General features: G+C 50.4%; 22 protein-coding genes, 1 pseudogene and 1 other annotated feature. Of the genes and pseudogenes, 12 read left to right on the forward strand and 11 right to left on the reverse strand.

Annotated features, from left to right (window positions below; translation table 11 throughout):
• The first annotated feature begins 9 nt into the window (after positions 1-9).
• The 4 genes from GFB57_RS13215 to ugd all read left to right on the forward strand — a co-directional run bounded on the left by GFB57_RS13215 (position 10) and on the right by ugd (position 4366).
• Positions 10-717, forward strand: coding sequence for a glycosyltransferase (locus GFB57_RS13215; RefSeq protein WP_003031046.1), 708 nt, complete (start codon positions 10-12; stop codon positions 715-717).
• Positions 710-1534 (forward strand): beta-1,6-N-acetylglucosaminyltransferase, encoded by an 825-nt coding sequence (locus tag GFB57_RS13220; protein WP_009363787.1) that lies wholly within the window; start codon positions 710-712, stop codon positions 1532-1534. Before GFB57_RS13215 ends, GFB57_RS13220 begins: the two co-directional genes overlap by 8 nt.
• A 60-nt stretch (positions 1535-1594) precedes the next feature.
• Positions 1595-3001 (forward strand): NADP-dependent phosphogluconate dehydrogenase, encoded by a 1407-nt coding sequence (gene gndA / locus GFB57_RS13225; RefSeq protein WP_003030112.1) that lies wholly within the window; start codon positions 1595-1597, stop codon positions 2999-3001.
• Positions 3002-3199: 198 nt separating this feature from the next.
• Complete coding sequence (gene ugd / locus GFB57_RS13230) at positions 3200-4366, forward strand: UDP-glucose 6-dehydrogenase (RefSeq protein WP_003030115.1); 1167 nt, start codon at positions 3200-3202, stop codon at positions 4364-4366.
• A 59-nt stretch (positions 4367-4425) separates the two neighbouring features.
• Here ugd and GFB57_RS13235 read toward each other — a convergent pair whose 3' ends face one another.
• Positions 4426-5430 carry an NAD-dependent epimerase gene (locus GFB57_RS13235; RefSeq protein WP_003030117.1) on the reverse strand — a complete coding sequence of 335 codons (1005 nt, stop codon included), beginning with the start codon at positions 5428-5430 and terminating at the stop codon, positions 4426-4428.
• A 399-nt stretch (positions 5431-5829) separates the two neighbouring features.
• On the opposite strand from GFB57_RS13235, the gene wzzB reads away from it, so the two are divergent.
• Positions 5830-6813 (forward strand): LPS O-antigen chain length determinant protein WzzB, encoded by a 984-nt coding sequence (wzzB, locus tag GFB57_RS13240; RefSeq protein ID WP_003030119.1) that lies wholly within the window; start codon positions 5830-5832, stop codon positions 6811-6813.
• A 55-nt stretch (positions 6814-6868) separates the two neighbouring features.
• On the opposite strand, the gene hisIE is transcribed toward wzzB, so the two are convergent.
• The 9 genes from hisIE to hisL form a co-directional block, all read right to left on the reverse strand.
• Positions 6869-7480, reverse strand: coding sequence for a bifunctional phosphoribosyl-AMP cyclohydrolase/phosphoribosyl-ATP diphosphatase HisIE (gene hisIE / locus GFB57_RS13245; protein WP_003030122.1), 612 nt, complete (start codon positions 7478-7480; stop codon positions 6869-6871).
• Positions 7474-8250, reverse strand: a complete 777-nt coding sequence (hisF, locus tag GFB57_RS13250) for an imidazole glycerol phosphate synthase subunit HisF (protein ID WP_003030125.1) — start codon at positions 8248-8250, stop codon at positions 7474-7476. The genes hisIE and hisF overlap by 7 nt, the downstream gene beginning before the upstream one ends.
• The gene (gene hisA / locus GFB57_RS13255) at positions 8232-8969 is read right to left on the reverse strand and encodes a 1-(5-phosphoribosyl)-5-[(5-phosphoribosylamino)methylideneamino]imidazole-4-carboxamide isomerase (protein ID WP_003030127.1); all 738 of its coding nucleotides are present in this window, start codon (positions 8967-8969) and stop codon (positions 8232-8234) included. Before hisA ends, hisF begins: the two co-directional genes overlap by 19 nt.
• Positions 8969-9559: an imidazole glycerol phosphate synthase subunit HisH gene (gene hisH / locus GFB57_RS13260; RefSeq protein WP_003030129.1), complete on the reverse strand. Its 591-nt coding sequence runs from the start codon at positions 9557-9559 to the stop codon at positions 8969-8971. The genes hisA and hisH overlap by 1 nt, the downstream gene beginning before the upstream one ends.
• Positions 9559-10626 (reverse strand): bifunctional histidinol-phosphatase/imidazoleglycerol-phosphate dehydratase HisB, encoded by a 1068-nt coding sequence (hisB, locus tag GFB57_RS13265; protein WP_000080054.1) that lies wholly within the window; start codon positions 10624-10626, stop codon positions 9559-9561. Before hisB ends, hisH begins: the two co-directional genes overlap by 1 nt.
• Complete coding sequence (hisC, locus tag GFB57_RS13270; RefSeq protein WP_008324702.1) at positions 10623-11702, reverse strand: histidinol-phosphate transaminase; 1080 nt, start codon at positions 11700-11702, stop codon at positions 10623-10625. Before hisC ends, hisB begins: the two co-directional genes overlap by 4 nt.
• Positions 11699-13003 carry a histidinol dehydrogenase gene (hisD, locus tag GFB57_RS13275; protein ID WP_003030159.1) on the reverse strand — a complete coding sequence of 435 codons (1305 nt, stop codon included), beginning with the start codon at positions 13001-13003 and terminating at the stop codon, positions 11699-11701. Before hisD ends, hisC begins: the two co-directional genes overlap by 4 nt.
• Before the next feature lie 5 nt (positions 13004-13008).
• Entirely contained in the window at positions 13009-13908 is a 900-nt protein-coding gene (gene hisG, locus GFB57_RS13280; RefSeq protein WP_003030161.1) for an ATP phosphoribosyltransferase, read from the reverse strand.
• Between the two features lie 45 nt (positions 13909-13953).
• Positions 13954-14076 (reverse strand) — a sequence feature (His leader region).
• Complete coding sequence (gene hisL / locus GFB57_RS13285; protein WP_100250077.1) at positions 14052-14099, reverse strand: his operon leader peptide; 48 nt, start codon at positions 14097-14099, stop codon at positions 14052-14054. It overlaps the preceding feature by 25 nt.
• A gap of 174 nt (positions 14100-14273) precedes the next feature.
• On the opposite strand from hisL, the gene GFB57_RS13290 reads away from it, so the two are divergent.
• The 4 genes and pseudogenes from GFB57_RS13290 (at position 14274) to plaP (ending at position 17700) form a co-directional block, all read left to right on the forward strand.
• Positions 14274-15098 carry an SDR family oxidoreductase gene (locus GFB57_RS13290; RefSeq protein WP_003030163.1) on the forward strand — a complete coding sequence of 275 codons (825 nt, stop codon included), beginning with the start codon at positions 14274-14276 and terminating at the stop codon, positions 15096-15098.
• A gap of 41 nt (positions 15099-15139) precedes the next feature.
• Positions 15140-16124, forward strand: a pseudogene (locus tag GFB57_RS13295) (LysR family transcriptional regulator).
• A 162-nt stretch (positions 16125-16286) separates the two neighbouring features.
• A complete protein-coding gene (gene yoeI / locus GFB57_RS25855) occupies positions 16287-16349 on the forward strand; it encodes a membrane protein YoeI (RefSeq protein WP_099045591.1) in 63 nt (20 codons plus the stop codon).
• Complete coding sequence (gene plaP / locus GFB57_RS13300; RefSeq protein WP_003030167.1) at positions 16339-17700, forward strand: putrescine/proton symporter PlaP; 1362 nt, start codon at positions 16339-16341, stop codon at positions 17698-17700. The genes yoeI and plaP overlap by 11 nt, the downstream gene beginning before the upstream one ends.
• Positions 17701-17759: 59 nt before the next feature.
• Here the strand turns inward: plaP and sbcB are convergent, their stop codons facing one another.
• Positions 17760-19184: an exodeoxyribonuclease I gene (gene sbcB, locus GFB57_RS13305; RefSeq protein ID WP_003030169.1), complete on the reverse strand. Its 1425-nt coding sequence runs from the start codon at positions 19182-19184 to the stop codon at positions 17760-17762.
• Between the two features lie 400 nt (positions 19185-19584).
• Between sbcB and phsA the strand changes: the two genes are divergently transcribed.
• From phsA to phsC, 3 genes are read left to right on the forward strand one after another with little or no spacing between them, the layout of a single operon-like run.
• Positions 19585-21858, forward strand: coding sequence for a thiosulfate reductase PhsA (phsA, locus tag GFB57_RS13310; RefSeq protein WP_046670014.1), 2274 nt, complete (start codon positions 19585-19587; stop codon positions 21856-21858).
• Positions 21859-21872: 14 nt separating this feature from the next.
• Positions 21873-22451: a thiosulfate reductase electron transport protein PhsB gene (gene phsB, locus GFB57_RS13315; protein WP_003030177.1), complete on the forward strand. Its 579-nt coding sequence runs from the start codon at positions 21873-21875 to the stop codon at positions 22449-22451.
• The gene (gene phsC / locus GFB57_RS13320; protein WP_003030179.1) at positions 22448-23215 is read left to right on the forward strand and encodes a thiosulfate reductase cytochrome B subunit; all 768 of its coding nucleotides are present in this window, start codon (positions 22448-22450) and stop codon (positions 23213-23215) included. Before phsB ends, phsC begins: the two co-directional genes overlap by 4 nt.
• Positions 23216-23232 lie beyond the last annotated feature (17 nt).

Consider the following 23232-nt stretch of genomic DNA (forward strand, 5'->3'; position numbering starts at 1 on the left):
GAGTTAATTATGGTACCAAAATTAATACACTATATTTGGGTTGGCAATGCAGAATTACCCCCTTTGTACAAAGAATGCGTTTCAACGTGGCACGTTATATTACCGGAGTTTGATATTTTATTTTGGGATGAAAATAAAATATCAAATACTTTCACTCCAAGTGAGTTGTTATTCTACAATAAAATGTTATCAGCGAAAAAATATGCATTTGCAGTGGATTATATTCGGTGTTTGATTCTCGAGCGTTTCGGTGGAGTGTATCTAGATGCAGATATTGAAATGATAAAGGATCTATCCTCATTAAACGAAGGTGGCAATTACCTAGGGATGGAGTCTTCTCGTAAAATAAGTTGTGGTGTGCTCGCTTTTTCAAAAAATAACTGGTTTGTCGCGAAGTTGAAAGAAAAAGTTGAAGCTGCTAATGGGTTAGTTGAAATTACAAAATTATCGACAGAAGTTCTGAGTGAACGGTTTGGTGTTTTGGATCTTGATTTAAAGGAATCTTTAGTTTTAGATGATATTACAATTTATCCCAAACATTATTTTTATCCATATAACCCATATGATGAAGGCGCAAAAATAGACCAACTAATGTTTAAGGATATTAAACCCGAAACATACTGTATTCACCATTGGGCTAAATCTTGGAATTATTCAATGGGGGAATTAATGGTTAAGGGAATCAAAAAATTTTTGGTAAAAAAGAAAAATGTTTAAAACAGCTGTTTTAGTTCAAACGCACTGCAATGAGAAATATATATATAATCTAGCAAAAAAAAATAAAAACGTGCTTTTTTATGTTCATGTTGATAAAAAAAATTGCACTGCAAAAGAATGGTTTTTAAAAAATGAGTTATCAAATCTTTATGTTATTAATGATAATGTAAATGTACACTGGGGGGGGGGGAGTCAATTTATTGCAACATTAAAGCTAATGAAAGAAGCTTATAAGACAGAGTCAGTGCAGTATTTTCACTTAATGAGTGGTGAATGTTATCCCGTAACATCATTTGTAGCTATAGAAAAACAATGGGACTTAGTTCCAAATGTTAATTTTATTGAATCAAACAAAAATACAACATTCAACTGGAGGTTTAAAACTCCTCAGATTTGTTTAAATACTCCATATTTGAGAGTGACGATAGTTAGAGTGATTAATAAGCTATTGAGATTGTTATTCAGTGGGGAGCGCGAACCGAAAACCTATAACTACCATGGTTCGCAATGGTTTTCACTTAACAGAAAAATGGTCGGTTTTCTGTTAGAGAAAGAAAAGGATGGCGCGTTCTTTGAATACTACAAGGTTCCTTGTAGTGATGAGCATGCCATACAGACCTTAGCAAGACATTCTGGTGAAAAAATTGCTAACTCAAATAAAAGATATATTGTTTTCCCACACGGTTCATCTAGTCCAAAATATTTAACTTCTTCTGAAATAGAGAATATTATGCTAACGAATAATAAGTATTGGTTTGTAAGGAAAGTTAAGTATGAAGATTTGATGGTTATGTTAAATAAAGACATGTTAAGCTAACTAACTTATGTTAGCAGATGTTTATGGTTAGTTGAACTAAGAATGCAGCAAGGAGTCATTATGTCCAAGCAACAGATCGGCGTCGTCGGTATGGCAGTGATGGGGCGCAACCTGGCGCTCAACATCGAAAGCCGTGGTTATACCGTCTCCATCTTCAACCGCTCCCGCGAGAAAACTGAAGAAGTTGTTGCCGAGAACCCGGGTAAGAAACTGGTTCCTTATTACACGGTGAAAGAGTTCGTCGAGTCTCTTGAAACCCCGCGTCGTATCCTGTTAATGGTGAAAGCGGGCGCTGGCACCGATGCTGCCATTGATTCCCTAAAGCCATATCTGGATAAAGGCGATATCATCATTGATGGTGGTAACACCTTCTTCCAGGACACTATCCGTCGTAACCGTGAACTGTCCGCAGAAGGTTTTAACTTCATCGGTACCGGTGTTTCAGGCGGTGAAGAGGGCGCCCTGAAAGGCCCATCTATCATGCCTGGTGGCCAGAAAGAAGCCTACGAACTGGTTGCGCCGATCCTGACCAAAATCGCAGCCGTTGCGGAAGATGGCGAGCCGTGCGTGACCTATATTGGCGCTGACGGCGCAGGCCATTATGTGAAGATGGTTCACAACGGCATCGAATATGGCGATATGCAGCTGATTGCTGAAGCCTATTCTCTGCTGAAAGGCGGCCTGAACCTGTCTAACGAAGAGCTGGCTACCACCTTCACCGAGTGGAATGAAGGCGAGCTGAGCAGTTACCTGATCGACATCACTAAAGACATCTTCACTAAAAAAGATGAAGACGGTAAATACCTTGTTGATGTGATCCTGGACGAAGCGGCGAACAAAGGTACCGGTAAATGGACCAGCCAGAGTTCTCTGGATCTGGGCGAACCGCTGTCGCTGATCACCGAGTCTGTATTCGCGCGCTACATCTCTTCTCTGAAAGACCAGCGCGTTGCGGCATCTAAAGTGCTGTCCGGCCCGCAGGCTCAACTGGCTGGCGATAAAGCAGAGTTTGTTGAGAAAGTTCGTCGCGCGCTGTACCTGGGTAAAATCGTCTCTTACGCGCAGGGCTTCTCTCAACTGCGTGCTGCGTCTGACGAATACAACTGGGATCTGAACTACGGTGAAATCGCGAAGATCTTCCGCGCAGGTTGCATCATTCGTGCGCAGTTCCTGCAGAAAATCACTGACGCTTATGCTGAAAACAAAGGCATCGCGAACCTGCTGCTGGCCCCGTACTTCAAAAATATCGCTGACGAATATCAGCAAGCGCTGCGTGATGTAGTGGCTTATGCTGTGCAGAATGGTATCCCGGTACCGACCTTCTCTGCAGCGGTAGCCTATTACGATAGCTACCGTTCTGCGGTGCTGCCGGCTAACCTGATCCAGGCCCAGCGCGACTACTTTGGTGCACATACGTATAAACGCACCGATAAAGAAGGTGTTTTCCACACCGAATGGCTGGATTAATCTGATTTAGTCTAACTGTAAATGTAGGCCCGGAGCGCTCCTCCGGGCTTTTTTATTGCCAAAAAATGGGATTCAGTCACGTCTGATATCCGGTGTTGTAGCAAAGCACGATATACTGGCGCAATGCAGAGCCGATGCGCCAAGTTGTTGGCAGCGTGTTCACCCTCAAATGTTCAACCGGAAGAAGTTACACAGCGAATGAAGATAACTATCTCAGGAACAGGTTATGTTGGTTTGTCGAACGGTATTCTGATTGCCCAGCACCATGAAGTGGTTGCTCTGGATATCGTCCCGACGAAGGTCGAGATGCTGAATCAGAAAAAATCGCCGATCGTTGATAAGGAGATCGAAGAATATCTGGCGACAAAACAGCTGAATTTCCGTGCAACGACCGATAAGTATGATGCTTACCGCGACGCGGACTACGTTATCATCGCGACACCGACTGATTACGATCCGAAGACGAACTACTTTAACACCTCGAGCGTCGAGTCAGTGATCCGCGATGTGGTCGAAATCAACCCAAATGCGGTGATGGTAATTAAATCAACGATTCCGGTTGGCTTTACGAACTCGATTAAAGAACAGTTAGGTATCGACAATATATTCTTTTCGCCAGAATTCCTGCGTGAAGGTCGTGCACTGTACGACAACCTGCATCCGTCCCGTATCGTCATTGGTGAACGTTCCGAACGCGCCGAGCGTTTTGCCGCGTTGCTGCAGGAAGGTGCGGTTAAAAAAGACATTCCGACGCTGTTTACCGACTCGACTGAAGCCGAAGCCATCAAGCTGTTTGCCAACACCTACCTGGCGCTACGTGTGGCCTACTTTAACGAACTGGATAGCTATGCAGAAAGTCTTGGCTTGAACTCACGGCAGATTATTGAAGGTGTGTGCCTGGATCCGCGTATCGGTAATCACTACAACAACCCGTCATTCGGCTATGGTGGTTACTGTCTGCCGAAAGATACTAAGCAGTTGCTGGCTAACTACGCGTCTGTGCCGAATAACATTATTGGCGCGATCGTTGATGCGAACCGTACGCGTAAGGATTTCATTGCAGATTCTATTCTTGCGCGTAAGCCTAAGGTGGTTGGCGTGTACCGTTTGATCATGAAAAGTGGTTCCGATAATTTCCGGGCATCATCGATTCAGGGCATCATGAAGCGCATTAAGGCAAAGGGCGTGCCCGTTATTATCTATGAACCGGTCATGGAAGAGGATGAATTTTTCCATTCCCGAGTTGTGCGTGATCTTAATGCGTTCAAAAATGAAGCAGATATTATTATTTCTAACCGCATGACATCAGAATTAGCTGATGTTGCCGATAAAGTTTATACCCGCGATTTGTTTGGTAGTGATTAATCTCGTCTCCATAAAAAAGGCCTTATATAAGGCCTTTTTTATTTTAATCAGGTCAGTAATTAAACTATGTAGAAATCACGGTACCAGTCAACAAAGTTCTTCACCCCATCTTTAACCGTGGTTTCAGGTTTAAAACCAATAACATCATACAGCGCTCTGGTGTCTGCGCTGGTTTCCAGCACATCACCTGGCTGTAGCGGTAGCATATTTTTCTTCGCTTCAATACTCAGTGCATCTTCCAGAGCCTGGATATAGTCCATGAGCTCAACCGGTGAACTATTGCCGATATTGTAGACGCGCCAGGGCGCAATGCTGGCTGCTGGGGTGCCTGTTTCAACGGTCCATTGTGTGTCTGCGTGTGGAATGACATCCTGCAGGCGAATGATTGCTTCTGCGATATCATCAATATAGGTAAAGTCACGCTTCATTTTGCCATAGTTATAGACGTCAATACTCTTCCCTTCCAGCATCGCTTTGGTGAACTTGAACAGCGCCATATCCGGTCGACCCCACGGACCGTAAACGGTGAAAAAACGCAACCCGGTTGTGGGCAATCCGTACAGGTGGGAATAAGTATGGGCCATCAGTTCGTTGGCTTTTTTGGTTGCCGCATACAGAGATACGGGGTGATCAACGGAATCATCCGTTGAGAAAGGCATTTTGCGATTCAGGCCGTAAACTGAACTGGAGGATGCGTAGAGTAAATGCTGAATTTTATTATGGCGACACCCTTCCAGTATGTTCAGAAAGCCTGTGAGATTTGAGTCTGCGTAGGCATGCGGGTTTTCGAGTGAATATCGTACGCCAGCCTGTGCTGCGAGATGGATCACACGCTCAAAATGCCCGGATGCGAAAAGTTCAGTCATGCCTTCGCGGTCGGCTAAATCAATTTTATGAAACTGGAAACCAGGTTGTGCAAGTAATTCCAGACGAGCTTGTTTAAGGCTGACGTCGTAGTAATCGTTCAGGTTATCAATACCGACTACTTGATGGCCAGCCTCAAGGAGGCGTTTGCTAACGTGGAAGCCGATGAAACCAGCGGCACCCGTAACCAAGTATTTCATGTTTATTCCTCTTTTTGGCTAAATAATAGCCAGTCGCCAACAGGTGCTACTAAAAAGTGGAATGATACCGTTAGATGGTAAAAAAGCTAATTGTTATATTATTTACGCCAACCATTTTTACTGGTTAGACGGTAAGTATTCACGATATGAATTCAAAAAAATGAATTGTAAAGTATAACGATTAGCGGGCATGAAACCTGTCTGTTGATGGTTTTTTGCGCATGAAGATGTTCTTTGAGTATTTACACTCTTATTTAATCGTATCGATTTTCAGTAGTGATTGAAATATCAATCAAAATCCCAGAAACAATTTGATTTTTTTATCATTAATCCTATGGCATTGCCTCAATTTATAGCTAAACTAATCCCAGTTTAAGTCTTTCCTTATCTAGGGTTTCTATGTCTGTAAGTGATAACAACATGTCCGGGCGCAGTCACGATCCGGAACAGATTGATCTGATTGATTTACTGGTACAGTTGTGGCGTGGGAAAGTAACAATCGTTATCGCGATTGTTATTGCCATAGTGCTTGCTGTGGTCTATTTGACAGTTGCTAAGGAGAAATGGACCTCAACAGCCATTATTACTCAACCGGATGTTGGTCAGATCGCCACATATAACAACGCCCTCAATGTGTTGTATGGTGCCAGCGCTCCCAAGGTTACTGAACTGCAGACAAACGTGGTTGGTCGTTTCAGTACCTCTTTCTCTGCATTGGCTGAAACGCTTGATAATCAGGAAGAACCACAGAAACTGTTAATTGAACAGTCTGTGAAAGGTCAACCGCTGCCGTTAGCGGTTTCTTATGTGGGTGGCTCACCTGAAGACGCTCAGCGTCAACTGGCTGAATACATTCAACAAACAGATGAAAAGGTTGCTAAAGAGCTGGAGCTTGACCTGGTTGATAATATCAAGTTGCAAACAACCACGTTGCAAGACTCTCTGAAAACTCAGGAAGTGGTCGCGCAGGAGCAAAAAGATCTGCGAATTAAGCAAATTCAGGAAGCGCTGCGTTATGCAGAGCAGGCCGGGGTGACTAAGCCGCAAATTCAGCAGACGCAGGATGTGACGCAGGACAGTATGTTCCTGTTGGGTAGTGATGCCCTGAAATCCATGATTGAGCACGAATCTACACGTCCTTTGATATTGTCTGATAACTACTTCCAGACCAAGCAAAAGCTTTTGGATATTGAAAGTCTTAAGCTTGAAGGGGCTGAGTTACACGCCTACCGCTATGTGATGAAACCAACGTTACCGATTCGTCGTGACAGCCCGAAAAAAGCGATTACCCTCGTGCTGGCGGTTCTGCTCGGTGGGATGATTGGTGCAGGCGTAGTGCTGGGGCGAAATGCTCTGCGTGGTTACAAAGTCAAAGCTGAGTAAGTCTAAAGCTGACAACAAAAAACCGGGCTCTGCCCGGTTTTTTTACGTCTGCAGATTACTGATGACGCTTACGTAAATTCTCAATCACCGTCGTCAGGTCGAGGTCCTGGTCTTGCAGCAGCACCAGCAGGTGATACATCAGATCAGAAGCTTCATTTGTCAGCTCAAAACGGTCGTTCACCGTCGCGGCCAGAGCGGTTTCTACGCCTTCTTCACCCACTTTCTGTGCGATGCGTTTGGTGCCGCTGGCATACAGTTTCGCAGTGTAGGAACTGGCTGGATCAGCGGTTTTGCGTTCGGCCAGCAGTTGCTCAAGCTGATACAGGAACAGCCACTGGTGGCTGGTGTCGCCAAAGCAGCTTGAGGTGCCTTTATGGCAGGTTGGACCAATCGGGTTAACCAGCACTAGCAGAGTGTCGTTGTCGCAGTCAGGCGCAATGCTCACCACATTCAGGAAGTGACCGGATGTTTCTCCTTTGGTCCACAGGCGCTGCTTAGTCCGCGAGAAAAAGGTCACTTTGCCGCTTTCGAGCGTTTTATCCAGCGCCTCCGGATTCATATAACCCAGCATCAATACTTCACCGGAAACCGCATGCTGCACGATGACTGGCATCAGCCCGTCGGTTTTTTCCCAGTCCAGCTCGCGGCATTGTTGCTTCGTTAACATATCCTGATCTCCACGCCCTGTGTTGCCAGGTACGCTTTTAATTCGCCAATATTGATGATTTGCTTGTGGAAGACGGAGGCGGCAAGCGCGCCGTCAACGTCGGCATCCCGGAAGGCTTCGAGAAAGTGTTCCATGGTGCCCGCGCCGCCGGAGGCAATCAGCGGGACGTGACAAACGTCACGTACTTTTTTCAACTGTTCCAGGTCATAACCGTTACGTACGCCGTCCTGATTCATCATGTTCAGGACGATTTCGCCCGCGCCGCGTTTTTGGACTTCCTGCACCCAGTCCAGTGTTTCCCACTGCGTGACTCGGGTACGGCTTTCATCCCCGGTATACTGATTAACGTGATAATTGCCGGTTTCGGCGTCATACCAGGTATCAATGCCCACCACGATGCACTGCACGCCAAAGCGATCTGCCAGACGGGTGATAAGTTCCGGTTCGGCCAGCGCCGGGGAGTTGATGGAGATTTTGTCCGCCCCGAATGAGAGGATGCGCGCCGCATCGTCGATGGATTTAATGCCACCGGCAACACAGAACGGAATATCGATCACTTCCGCCACGCGTGATACCCAGCTTTTATCCACTACGCGGCCATCGCTGGAAGCGGTGATATCGTAGAACACCAGTTCATCTGCGCCTTCATCGGCATAGCGTTTTGCCAGTGGGACAATGTCGCCAATAATCTCATGATTACGGAACTGGACGCCTTTTACCACCTGCCCGTCACGGACGTCCAGACAAGGAATTATGCGTTTTGCCAGCATTGTATGGCCTCCTCAACGGTGAACTTACCTTCCAGCAAGGCTCGTCCGACGATAACACCACGAACACCGGTCCCGCGCAGGGCCGCTACGTCCTCGATTCCACCAATACCACCAGATGACTGAAACGCCACCTGCGGATATTTGGCGCACACTTCTTCATAAAGCGCGACGTTTGAGCCCGTCAGCGTGCCGTCGCGGGAGATATCGGTGCACAGCACGTGCTTCAGGCCGACGGGTAAATAGGTCTCAACCAGTTCTTCCAGTGAAACCCCGGAATCTTCCTGCCAGCCGCTAACCGCTACCTGTTTGTTCCCGCGCTCGTCAATACGAACGTCCAGTGCCAGCACCAGCGCATCGGCACCAAAACGAGCAAACCAGCTTTTGACTTCTTCGGGGGATTTTACCGCCGTCGAACCCACCACCACGCGCGCCACGCCAGCGTCAAGCAGCGCCGCCACGTCTGCTTCCGTACGCACGCCGCCGCCAACCTGTACCGGAACATTGACGCCAGCGACCAGCGTTTTGATCAGCGGGATTTGCCGCTGCGCCGGGTCTTTCGCGCCGGTTAAATCAACCAGGTGCAGTACTTCGGCCCCCTGGGCTGCGTAATCCTGCAAACGGGGGAGAGGATCGTTACCGTAATCACGTTGCCTGGCGTAATCGCCCTGATGAAGACGCACCACCGTGCCGTCGATTAAATCTAATGCCGGAATAATCATTACATCTCCAGAAAGTTTTTCAGCAACTGCGCTCCAGCCGCGCCCGAACGTTCGGGGTGGAACTGCACGCCAAAGAAATTGTCCTTTTGTACTGCCGCGGTAAACGGCTCGCCGTAATGACACTGGGCGATGGTCCACGGGTTCACCGGCATAGCATAGCTGTGTACAAAGTAGAAATACGCACCATCTTCAATGCCCTGGAACAGACGATTTCCCGCCTGCGGATAGACCCGATTCCAGCCCATGTGCGGCAGCGGCAGACCGAAATCGGTCATCTTCGGGACATCCTGCTCAATAATGCCCAGCAGTGATACGCCGTTACTCTCTTCGCTGCGACGACCAAGCAGTTGCATGCCTAAGCAGATCCCCAGCACTGGTTGCGTACAGGCTTTGATCAGCTCAATCAGTTCACGCTCGTGCAACTGGTCCATCGCCGCCTGGGCGGTACCGACGCCCGGCAGAAACAGCTTATCGGCGCGCAGCACTACGTCCGGGTCGCGGCTGACAACAGGATCGTATCCATGGCGAGCGACGGCGGATTTTACCGAATGCAGGTTGGCGCAACCGGTGTCCAGAATCACCACATTCATTACAGCACTCCTTTTGAGGAGGGCAGCGTGTCGCCTTCTACACGAATTGCCTGACGCAGCGTACGACCAAAGGCTTTAAACAGGCTCTCCACACGGTGGTGGTCATTTTTGCCTTTGGTTTTCAGGTGCAGGGTGACGCCCATAGTGTAGGAGAGTGAACGGAAGAAGTGTTCGATCATCTCCGTGCTCAGATCGCCAACGCGCTGGTAGGTAAACTCCGCGCGGTATTCCAGGTGTGGGCGGCCGGAGATATCCAGCGCGCAACGCGCCAGGCACTCATCCATCGGCAGTACAAAACCAAAACGATTGATGCCGCGTTTATCGCCTAACGCCAGCTTTAAGGCTTCGCCCAGCGCCAGACCGGTATCTTCAACGGTGTGGTGATCGTCTATATACAGATCGCCCTTGACGGCAATCTCCATGCGAAAACCGCCGTGGGTGGCGATTTGATCCAGCATGTGGTCAAAGAAGCCAACGCCGGTATTAATTTTGCTGCGGCCTTCGCGGTCCAGCCAGACTTTGACGTCAATCTGCGTTTCTTTAGTATTACGCTCAACGTGTGCGTAGCGGTCACGTTTGGTCAACTGCTCGCCGATCATTGCCCAGTTCAGGGTGTCGCGATGGTAACGCAATCCGCTAATCCCCATGTTTTCAGCGAGCTGAATATCGGTTGCCCGATCGCCAATGACGTAGCTGTTCGCCATATCCATGGCCTGTTCAACCAGATACTGTTCAACCAGCTTCACTTTTGGCTTACGGCAATCGCACTCGTCCGCTGGCAGGTGCGGGCAAATCAGTACCTCATCAAATGTCACACCCTGAGAGGTGAAAATTTGCATCATCAGGTTATGCGGACCGTCAAAATCAGCCTGTGGGAAACTCTGTGTTCCGAGTCCATCCTGGTTAGTGATCATAACCAGCTTAAAACCTGCTTTTTGCAGTTTCAGCAAAACGGGAACAACTTCCGGCTCGAAGGCGAGTTTGTCAAAGCGATCGACCTGAAAGTCACTTGGCGGTTCGGAAATCAGGGTTCCATCACGGTCAATAAAAAGATACTTCTGGCTCATACTTGCTCCGCACGTAAGGCGTCAATGACGCGCTGGCTCTCTTCACGGGTTCCGACAGTAATTCGCAGGCAGCCGCTTAACGAAGGTTGTTTATTCTGATCTCGTAAGATAATGCCCTGATCCCACAAAGATTTAAATACGCTACTTGATGCGGTGAAGCGCGCCAGAACATAGTTGGTTTCAGAGTCGAAAACCTGTTCTACACAGCGAATTGTTTTCAGGTTATCTACCAGATACTGACGCTCTCCCAGGATCTGCTCTACGCGTTTACGCATGGCGGAAATCCCTTGCGGCGTCAGGGCCTGGGCGGCGATATCTGCCACCGGCGTAGAGAGTGGGTAAGGGGCAATCACCTTTAACAGCAGATTGATAACCTCTTCATTCGCCAGCGTAAACCCGCAGCGTAAACCGGCGAGAGCAAACGCTTTTGACAACGTGCGTAATATCACCAGATGCGGATACTCAGACAGCCAGCCTGCCAGCGTGGCCTGCGGGCAAAACTCAATATAGGCCTCATCAGCGACCACAATAGCTTTACCCTGCGTCATTTCGAGCAGTGAACGCAGATCCTGCGGGTTAATCAACTGGCCGGTTGGGTTATTAGGGCTGCAAACGTAGACCACCTTCACGCCATCAATCTTGTCCGCGATGCCTTGCAAATCCAGCTGCCAGTTATCAAGGGTCGGAACGGTGCGGCATTCGACGCCAATCGTTTCGGCGCTGACGCTGTACATCCCGTAAGTCGGCGGGCAGTAGAGAATGGCATCTTTACCGGGTTCGCAAAACGCGCGCACCAGCAGCTCGATCCCTTCATCTGCGCCGCGGCTGACCAGCACCTGCTCCGGTTTGACGCCAGCATACTGCGCGTAATTCTCAATCACCGCTTTCGGCTGACACTCCGGGTAGCGGTTCAGCGTTTGTTGACTGAGCTGGAACTCCACGGCGGTGGGATATTCATTCGCGTTGAGCCAGACATCGCCGTTACCGCCGAGACGACGGGCAGACTGATAGGGCGTTAATTCGCGAACATTCTTACGGGCTAAATCAGTGACGCTGAGAAAGTTGTCAGTGCTCATGCTTGCTCCTTCAGGGCGTTAACGCGCAGGGTAACGGCATTTTGGTGGGCAGTCAGTCGTTCAGCAGCGGCCAGTATTTCAATGGTTGAGGCCAGGCCAGAGAAACCTTGCGGGGTTAATTCCTGTACAGTCATCCGTTTCTGGAAGTCAGCCAGCCCAAGGCTTGAGCAGGTCGCGGTATAGCCGTAGGTCGGAAGAACGTGGTTGGTGCCAGAAGCATAGTCGCCTGCGGATTCCGGCGACCAGTCGCCGAGGAACACCGAACCGGCGCTGGTGATATCATCAACCAGTTCACGTGCGTTGCGGGTCTGAATAATCAGGTGTTCCGGACCGTAGGCGTTAGAAATGGCCACGCACTGCGCCAGATCTTTGGCGATAATCAGCCGACTGGCACTGAGCGCCTGGCGGGCGGTCTCAGCGCGGGAAAGCTCAGCGAGCTGGCGCTCTACGGCTTTGGCAACGCCTTCGGCAAGGGTAGCGTCTGGCGTCAGTAGGATAACCTGCGAGTCGGGGCCGTGTTCTGCCTGAGAAAGCAGGTCAGAGGCAACAAAGTCCGGCGTCGCGCCGCTGTCAGCGATAACCAGCACTTCGGACGGGCCAGCAGGCATGTCGATGGCCGCGCCGTCAAGACGCTGGCTAACCTGGCGTTTGGCTTCGGTCACATACGCATTGCCCGGCCCGAAGATTTTATCGACCTTAGGAATGGATTCGGTGCCCAACGCCAGCGCGGCAATAGCCTGCGCGCCGCCCACATTAAACACCTCTTTTACACCACACAGCTGCGCGGCGTAGAGAATTTCATCGGCAATCGGCGGCGGTGAGCACAGCACCACTTTTTTGCAGCCGGCGATGCGCGCCGGGGTCGCCAGCATTAATACGGTAGAGAACAGCGGCGCTGAACCTCCAGGAATATACAGGCCCACGGAAGCGATAGGGCGGGTAACCTGCTGGCAGCGCACACCCGGCTGAGTTTCGATATCCACCGGCGGCAGGATCTGAGCGGTGTGGAAAGTATCAATATTACGCACCGCCACCTGCATAGCTTGTTTCAGTTCGTCGCTCAGGCGACTACTGGCTTGCTGGATTTCTTCCTCGGTGACGCGCAGCGCGCCGACCTCGGTTTTATCAAACTTCGCGCTGTATTCACGCAGCGCCCGGTCGCCGTTATTTTTGACGTTCTCAAGGATCTCGGCCACCGTACGGCTGATGCTTTCCGAGGCGGAAATAGCCGGGCGCATCAGCAGTTCGCGTTGCTGCTCGGGGCTACAGCTATTCCAGTCAATCAGGGTATTGAAGCTCATGGCTATCACTCCATCATCTTCTCAATTGGCAGCACCAGAATTGAGCTGGCACCGAGCGCTTTCAGTTTTTCCATCGTTTCCCAGAACAGGGTTTCGCTGCTGACCATGTGCATGGCAACACGCTGCTGGTCGCCGGCCAACGGCAGAATGGTCGGACGCTCAGCGCCAGGCAGCAGGGCGATAACTTCGTCCAGACGCTCGCTCGGCGCGTGCATCATGATGTATTTGGATTCACGAGCCTGAATAACGCCCTGAATACGGGTCAGCAATTTGTCGATCAGTTGTTGCTTGGCGTCGGCCATTTCGCCGTCGCGCTGAATCAGGCAGGCTTTAGAGCGGTAAATGACTTCCACTTCACGCAGACCGTTGGCTTCAAGCGTTGCGCCGGTGGACACCAGATCACAAATCGCGTCGGCCAGACCCGCACGGGGAGCGACTTCTACAGAGCCGTTTAACAGACAGGATTTAAACGACACCCCTTTTTGATCGAGATAACGTTTGAGCAGGTGTGGGTAAGAGGTAGCGATACGCTTACCGTTCAGCGCTGCCGGGCCATCCCAGGCTTCATCAACCGGGGTTGCCAGCGAGAGACGGCAGCCGCCGAAGTCCAGACGACGCAGGGTAAAATAGCGAGGATCTTCACCCTGTGCCCGGCGGTTGAGCAGTTCCTCTTCGAGAACGTTTTCCCCGATGATGCCAAGGTCAACAACGCCATCCATCACCAGACCCGGGATATCGTCATCGCGTACGCGCAGAATATCGATCGGCATATTCTCTGCCATTGCAATCAGGCGCTGGGTGTGAAGATTAATTTTAATGCCGCAACGGGCCAGCAATTCGCGTGAATCATCGCTTAAACGGCCAGATTTCTGCATAGCTATGCGTAAACGGGTGTTGTCTAACATTCTTTATTCCTCGTTATCCTGTCTGAATCAGTTTGGGTCACGCACAAAAAAAAGCCCCCGGAAGAAATCTTCCGGGGGCTTTCTCATACGCTCATGCACCGCTGGAAGATTTAAATGTCTCCCAGCACACATCGCCTGAAAGACTAGTCAGGATGATGGTGATGATGGTGTTTGAATTGAGCGCGTGTCATAAATTTTCTCGATGAATGTTTATTCATTTGATGTCTTTTAACCTAAACCACTTTAGCTACGGAAAGCAAGGGCTTTTTTTGATCATTAATTCATTTCATATTGATACTATGAATTGTCAGCCACCGTGGGCTGGCGTAGCCTTGCGTTATAGGCCAAAAGTCAGGAGAGAAGGCATGAAAAAGGTCGCAATTGTCGGATTAGGTTGGTTAGGCATGCCGTTAGCCATGTCGCTGGCGGCGAGAGGCTGGCAGGTTACCGGCAGCAAAACCACATTGGATGGGGTGGAAGCGGCCCGCATGAGCGGTATCGAGAGTTACTCGCTGCGCCTGGAACCTGAACTGGTCTGTGAGGCTGACGATCTCGACGCACTGATGGACGCCGATGCGTTGGTTATTACGCTGCCTGCACGCCGTAGCGGTCCTGGGGAAGCATTTTACCTGCAGGCAATGCAGGAACTGGTCGACAGCGCGCTGGCGTATCGGATCCCTCGGATTATTTTTACCAGTTCTACGTCAGTCTATGGTGACGTTCAAGGAACAGTGAAAGAGGGGACGCCGCGTAATCCGGTCACGGCAAGTGGTCGTGTTCTGAAAGAACTTGAAGACTGGTTGCACAATTTACCTGGCACGTCGGTTGATATTTTGCGTCTGGCCGGGTTAGTTGGTCCGGGAAGACATCCTGGTCGCTTCTTTGCCGGCAAGACGGCACCAGACGGACATCATGGCGTCAATCTGGTGCATCTGGACGATGTGGTTTCTGCCATCACGTTACTGCTGCAAGCGCCTAAAGGGGGACACATCTATAATATATGTGCGCCTATGCATCCGGCGCGTAACGTGTTCTATCCGCAGATGGCCCGCCAGTTGGGGATGGAGCCGCCGGAATTTCGCGACGGTACGGATAACGGTAAAGGTAAAGTCATTGATGGCAACCGTATTTGTAATGAGCTTGGGTTTGAGTACCAGTATCCTGATCCGCTGGTGATGCCGATGGAGTGACAAGCCAGCAGAGTGCCGCTGTATACCGCCAGGGGGCGAGTATGAAACCACTGCTGGACGTTCTTATCATCCTCGATGCCTTAGAAAAAGAGGGCAGTTTCGCGGCGGCGTCGGCAAAATTGTTTAAGACGCCGTCTGCGCTTAGCTACACCGTCCATAAGCTGGAAAGCGATCTTAATATTCAGCTACTCGATCGCAGCGGGCACCGGGCTAAGTTCACCCGCACCGGACAGATGCTGCTGGAAAAGGGGCGGGAGGTGCTGCATACCGTCCGTGAACTCGAAAAGCAGGCCATTAAACTACACGAAGGCTGGGAGAATGAACTGGTTATTGGCGTAGATGATACCTTTCCCTTTTCATTGCTGGCCCCACTCATCGAGTCTTTCTATCAACATCACAGCGTGACGCGTCTGAAATTTATCAATGGCGTGCTGGGCGGCTCATGGGATGCCCTTACTCAGGGCCGGGCGGATATTATTGTCGGTGCCATGCATGAACCCCCTGCAGCGAGCGAATTTGGCTTTGCACGGCTGGGGGTTCTGGAACAGGTGTTTGTGGTTGCGCCGCATCACCCGCTGGCGCAGGAACAGGAACCGTTAAATCGTCGCACTATTCGCCGTTTTCGCGCCATTGTGGTGGGCGACAATGCTCAGCATGCCAACGTCTCAGGTTCTCAGGTGCTTGACGATCAGGAAGCCATTACCGTTTTTGACTTCAAAACCAAGCTGGAACTACAAATCAGCGGTCTGGGATGTGGCTATATTCCGCGCTATCTGGCGCAGCGATTTCTGGAGAGCGGCGCACTGATTGAGAAAAAAGTGGTCGCGCAAATTGTCTTTGAACCCGTGTGGATAGGCTGGAATGAACAGACCGCCGGGTTGGCCAGTGCCTGGTGGCGGGATGAAATTTTAGCAAATAGTGCTATTGCGGGGGTGTATGTTAAAACGGCTGCTGACAAATCAATCAGTTAAGAAAAAATATTCTTTCGTGGCCACTTCAATCTCTTGTTATTTCTCCCCAATTTAGTGCAAAATACGCCGCTTGCAAAAAATGACATTAACCGACGTTTTAATACGCGTCGGTTATTTTTTTGCATCAAACCAATCATTCATAAAAGAGGCCGGGCTTCGTACCGGATAGATACTTACTTAAAAATCGACAGTTGTTGTCGCTGAGGATTAACAAAAAATGGGGCAATTTTTTGCTTACGCGACGGTTTTCGCCGTAATGGGGGATAACCATGTCGCATAACGCTACTCCAAACACCTCTCGCGTGGAATTACGTAAAACGCTTACGCTGGTTCCGGTTGTCATGATGGGCCTTGCCTATATGCAGCCGATGACGCTGTTCGATACATTCGGTATCGTATCAGGAATGACCGATGGTCACGTCCCGACAGCTTACGCCTTTGCACTGATCGCCATCCTTTTTACCGCACTGAGCTACGGTAAACTGGTACGCCGCTATCCGTCTGCAGGCTCTGCCTACACTTACGCCCAGAAATCCATTAGCCCGACCGTTGGCTTTATGGTGGGTTGGTCATCACTGCTGGACTACCTGTTCGCCCCGATGATCAACATTCTGTTGGCAAAAATTTATTTTGAAGCGCTGGTGCCGTCGATACCGTCATGGATGTTCGTGGTGGCGCTGGTGGCCTTTATGACCGCCTTCAACCTGCGCAGCCTTAAATCCGTCGCCAATTTCAACACCGTGATCGTGTTGTTGCAGGTGGTACTGATTGCGGTGATCCTCGGCATGGTCGTTTATGGCGTGTTCGAAGGGGAAGGTGCCGGTACGCTGGCGAGCAGTCGTCCATTCTGGTCCGGTGATGCGCACGTGATCCCGATGATCACCGGTGCGACCATCCTGTGCTTCTCGTTCACCGGTTTTGACGGTATCAGCAACCTGTCAGAAGAAACCAAAGACGCTGAGCGCGTGATCCCGCGTGCGATTTTCCTGACCGCGCTGATTGGTGGCCTGATCTTTATCGTCTCCACTTATCTGTTGCAGCTGTACTTCCCGGACATCTCGCGCTTCAAGGATCCAGACGCTTCGCAGCCGGAAATCATGCTGTATGTTGCTGGTAAGTTCTTCCAGGTTGGTGCGCTGATTTTTTCTACCATTACTGTACTGGCGTCCGGTATGGCGGCGCATGCAGGCGTTGCGCGTCTGATGTACGTGATGGGTCGTGACGGCGTATTCCCGAAAAGCTTCTTCGGTTATGTACACCCGAAATGGCGTACTCCGTCCATGAACATCATTCTGGTTGGGGCGATTGCTCTGTTGGCAATCAACTTCGACCTGGTGATGGCGACGGCGCTGATTAACTTTGGTGCGCTGGTGGCATTTACCTTCGTTAACCTGTCGGTAATCTCCCAGTTCTGGATCCGTGAGAAGCGTAACAAGACGCTGAAAGATCACTTCCAGTACCTGTTCTTGCCAATGTGCGGTGCGCTGACCGTTGGCGCGCTGTGGGTGAACCTGGAAGAAAGCTCAATGGTTCTGGGCCTGATCTGGGCGGGTATCGGTCTGATCTACCTGGCTTGCGTGACCAAAAGCTTCCGCAACCCGGTCCCGCAGTACGACGAAGATATCGCGTAATAACTGCATTTAGCTGAAAAAAAACGGAGACATGTTCTCCGTTTTTTTATACGTGGGATTTATACAATCTCTTCGGCATACTGCCAGAGTGATTTCAGCAGCATCAACTTTTCTTTGTTATCCGCATATTGCTGGCTCAATAGCTGCAATTCATTGGCGTAATTTTGCAAAAACTCCGGTGTGAATACCTGGCGACGATGGTCCAGCCAGCGCTGCTGTTCAGCTTCGTCCAGCGTTCCCGGGAAGTTACGTGCACGATAATTAAACAACAGTTTTTCAATTCGCTTATCGACAAAGGAGATATCCAGCGCCGGTAAATTGCGTGGTTCGGTTTCCAGAACGATTTTCATCGCCGCACGGTCAGCATCGCTGAAAAAGCCGTTATACAGTTGGGCATCCACGTTATCTGATGGTGTAAAGGGTTCCGCATCGGCAAAGATCGCGACCACTTTGTCGCGTATCTGCGGATTCTCGCGCAGAACTTTGAGATTATCCCGACAATGCTGGCGGTTAATGCCAAGACGGTCGGCGTCTTCCGGACGCAGGGTATTCGCCTGTGCCAGTACCGGGCATTTGTTGATGTGTACCAATTTAACCGGTACGGCCGGGTTATCACCCAGATCTGCTTTAGACGTGTAGAGCCGCTCGCGCAGGGCGTCGCTGTCGAGTTCGAGCAGCGGCGAAATATCACCAGCTAGGTCGACCATAATAACCGCGTTACGATTCTCCGGATGCCACGCCAATGGCGCCACCCAACTGGTGTTACCGCGCCATGCGCCGAACATACCAGAGACATGGACCAGCGGTTTCATTTGCGGGACATCAATCAGTGCGACCAGCTTATGCTTATTGCGATGGCTGTAGAGATATTCAAACAGACGCGGCTGGCGCGACTTCACTAATTGCGCCATTGCGATCGTGGCGTATACGTCCGCCATCGCATCGTGAGCATTGGCATGCTCAATACCGTTGGCTTTAGTCAAATGCTCCAGGCGGAAGCTGGGTAAGCCGTCGTCGTTTTCCGGCCAGTTAATGCCTTCAGGGCGCAGGGCATAGCAGGCGCGCATCACATCCAGCAGATCCCAGCGCGAATTATCGTTCTGCCAACTCCAGGCATAGGGATCGTAGAAATTGCGATACAGGATGTTGCGCGTCACCTCATCATCGAAGCGCACATTGTTATAGCCCAGGATACAGGTTTTCGGCACGGTGAACAGGGCGTGGATGCGCGCGGCAAAAGCGGCTTCATTCTCTCCCTTTTCACGTGCTTCCTGCGGTGTGATACCCGTAATCAACACCGCCTCAGGCTGCGGCAGATAATCGTCCGCGGGTTTGCAATAAAAGACTTCTGGTTCACCGATGATGTTGAAATCATTATCTGTGCGGATAGCCGCAAATTGCGCGGGTCTGTCCAGCGCCGGATGGGTACCAAAGGTCTCGTAATCGTGGAAGAGAAAACCAGGTTGCTGCTTGCCGTCATTCATTGTTCAGTTATGTCCGGGATCAATTTAGCGCTCGTCCAAGAATACCAAAAAATAGTGAGATAATCAGCTATGGTATTATCGAAGCTGGATTGTGTACGCAATAAAGTTGAGATAAACAGGACTTTTATAGAATTAATAAATAAATTCCGCACTGTTAAAATAAATTACGGAAATAAAATATCTTGGAGTTGCGGATTTGTAAACAATCTAATTGATAACCATTATTGTTATTTTCTTCTTCTTTTATTGTGTTCTGGAAACTTTAAAAGTCTTTTATAAACAAAGAGTTTTTATTTGTGCCAATTCGCTGTCATGCATTGTAATGAAATGTGATTGATGTAAAAAATAAATATTCTAAACGCCATATAATTATTGGATATATCTAATAACAGGAGGTTATATGAGCATTAGTCGGCGTAATTTTTTGCGAGGAGTGGGTATAGGCTGTTCAGCCTGTGCGATAGGCAGTTTCCCGCCTGGGGCACTGGCACGAAATTCTCCTGAGAGTATCAAAGGGAAGACATCCCTGACGCCAAGTTTGTGTGAAATGTGTTCTTATCGTTGCCCGATACAGGCGCAGGTAATTAATAACAAAACGGTTTTTATTCAAGGGAACCCTAATGCGCCTCAACAAGGCACGCGTGTCTGCGCTCGTGGCGGCAGCGGCGTTAGCCTGGTCAACGACCCTCATCGCATTGTTAAACCCATGAAACGCACAGGACCTCGCGGGAGCGGAGAATGGCAGGTTATTAGCTGGGAACAAGCGTATAAAGAAATTGCCGAAAAAATGACGGCAATTAAAACGCAGCATGGTCCTCAGGGCGTCGTGTTTTCTTCTAAATCCGGTTCGCTTTCAGGGCATTTATTTCAACTGGCGACGGCTTTCGGATCGCCAAACACCTTTACGCACGCGTCGACATGCCCTGCCGGAAAATCGATTGCCGCCAAAGTGATGATGGGCGGCGATTTGGCCATGGATATCGCCAATACCCGTTATATGGTCTCTTTTGGTCACAACCTTTATGAAGGGATTGAGGTTGCCGAAACGCATGAACTGATGACGGCGCAGGAAAAGGGCGCAAAAATGGTCAGCTTCGACCCCCGTCTGTCCGTCTTCTCCAGCAAGGCGGATGAATGGCATGCGCTCAAACCGGGCGGCGACTTGCCGGTGTTGATGGCCATGTGTCACGTCATGATCAATGAAAAATTGTATGACGCGGACTTCGTTGCGCGCTACACCACAGGGTTTGACCAACTGGCAGAAGCAGTACAAGAGACCACGCCGGAATGGGCGCAAAAGCAAGCTGATGTGCCTGCTGATGTCATTGTTCGGGTCACCCGAGAAATGGCCGCCTGCGCGCCTCATGCTATCGTCAGCCCGGGCCATCGTGCGACGTTCTCGCAAGAAGAAATTGATATGCGGCGCATGATTTTTACCCTCAATGTGCTGCTTGGCAATATTGAGCGTGAAGGCGGTTTGTACCAGAAAAAAGCGGCGGCAACTTATAATAAGCTGGCTGGCGAGAAGGTCGCTCCGGTGCTGGCAAAACCCGATGTCAAATTACCCAAGCCAACGGCGCAGCGTATCGATTTGGTAGCCCCGCAGTTTAAGTACATCGCGGCGGGCGGTGGTGTGGTGCAAAGCATCATTGATGCTGTGTTAAACCAGACGCCTTATCCGGTGAAGGGATGGATTATGTCCCGACACAACCCTTTCCAAACCGTAACCTGTCGACCAGATCTGGTCAAAACCGTTGAACAGCTCGACCTTGTGGTCAGTTGTGATGTTTATCTAAGCGAAAGCGCGGCGTATGCCGACTACCTTTTGCCTGAATGTACTTACCTTGAGCGCGATGAAGAAGTTTCAGACATGTCGGGTCTGAATCCAGCCTATGCCCTGCGCCAGCAGGTAGTAGAACCTATTGGTGATGCGCGTCCAAGCTGGCAAATCTGGAAAGAGCTGGCCGTGCAGTTAGGCCTTGGGCAATTCTACCCATGGCAGGATATGCAAACGCGTCAGTTATACCAGCTTAATGGCGATCATGCGCTGTCTGCTGAACTGCGTGAGAAAGGGTATCGGGAGTGGGGTGTTCCGTTACTGCTGCGTGAACCTGAAGCGGTGCGTCAGTTTGTGGAACGCTATCCGGGCGCGGTGGCGGTTGACAGCGACGGTACCTATGGCGAGCAACTGCGCTTTAAATCCCCTTCAGGAAAAATAGAGCTTTATTCTGAAGAGCTGGAGACGCTCCTGCCTGGCTACGGTATTCCGCGCGCGCGCAATTTTGCGCTCAAAGGCGATAGTGAGCTCTATTTTATCCAGGGAAAAGTGGCGGTTCATACCAACGGTGCGACGCAATACGTGCCACTGCTTAGCGAGTTGATGTGGGATAACGCGGTGTGGATCCACCCGCAAACGGCCCGTGAAAAAGGCATCAAAAGCGGCGATGACATCTGGCTGGAAAATGCGACCGGCAAGGAAAAAGGCAAAGCGCTGGTCACCGCCGGAATTCGGCCCGATACGCTGTTTGTTTATATGGGGTTTGGCGCCAAGGCGGGAGCCAAAACCGCGGCGACAACGCACGGTATCCATTGCGGTAATTTGCTTCCGCATGTCACCAGTCCGGTTTCCGGTACGGTGGTGCACACCGCTGGCGTTACGCTTCGTCGGGCATGAGAAAGGAGAACATCATGAATCAATCTACAAACCCTTATGTCATGCTGCATGACGAGAAACGCTGTATTGGCTGCCAGGCATGTACGGTTGCCTGCAAAGTTTTGAATGACGTGCCAGAGGGATTTAGCCGTCTACAGGTGCAGATCCGTTCACCTGAACATGAACCCGAGGTGCTATCCAACTTCCAGTTTGTTCGCGTTTCCTGTCAGCATTGTGAAGATGCGCCGTGTGTCAGCGTTTGTCCGACCGGTGCGTCATTTCGCGACGAAAATGGCATTGTGCAAGTGGATAAGTCTCGCTGTATTGGCTGTGACTATTGCGTTGCCGCTTGTCCGTTCCACGTCCGTTATCTCAATCCGCAAACGGGAATTGCCGACAAATGTAACTTCTGTGCAGATACCCGACTGGAGACTGGACAATCGCCCGCCTGCGTTTCCGTTTGCCCGACAGATGCGCTGAAATTTGGTCGTCGTGACGACCCGGAAATTCAGAACTGGATAAATCAAAAAGAGGTTTATCGCCAGCAGGATACGCGTAGCGGCCCGGTGAGTGTTTATCGGCGTAAAGAGATCCATCAGGAGGGTAAAGCATGAATTCTATCTGGGGAGCAGAGCTTAACTATGCGCCGGACTACTGGCCGCTGTGGCTCATTTATGCAGGCGTTGTTATTGTGCTGATGATTGCGGGCCTGGTTATACACGCGCTGTTACGTCGGATGTTGTCACCCAAAACAGCAACTGGAGAAGAACATCGGGATTACCTCTATTCGCTGGCAGTTCGCCGCTGGCACTGGGGTAATGCGCTGCTTTTTATCCTGCTTCTGCTGAGTGGCCTGTTTGGGCACTTCTCTGTCGGACCGGTGGCATTGATGGTGCAGGTACATACCTGGTGCGGTTTCGCCCTGTTGGCTTTCTGGGTTGGTTTTGTGCTAATCAACGCAACCAGCGGCAACGGTTGTCATTATCGGGTGAAGTTTAACGGGTTGATATCACGCTGCTTGTTGCAAACGCGTTTTTATCTGTATGGCATCATGAAAGGTGAGCCGCACCCGTTTGCAGCAACGGCAGAGAGTAAATTTAACCCGCTACAACAGTTGGCTTATCTGGCCATCATGTATGCGCTGGTTCCGCTGTTGATCATTACCGGGTTGTTATGTCTCTACCCGCAGGTAATAGGGGCAGGGCCTGTGATGCTGGTGCTGCATATGGTGTTGGCGATTGTCGGCTTACTGTTCATCTGTGCACATATTTACCTGTGCACGCTGGGTGACACACCGGGGCAAATTTTCCGCAGCATGATAGATGGCTATCATCGTCATCGCACCCATCGCGCAGAGACAGCACCGCGCAAAGGGTAATGCCCGCCGCGGTTGAT

It is taken from the genome of Citrobacter sp. S39 (assembly GCF_009495675.1).
GTDB classification, from domain to species: domain Bacteria; phylum Pseudomonadota; class Gammaproteobacteria; order Enterobacterales; family Enterobacteriaceae; genus Citrobacter; species Citrobacter freundii.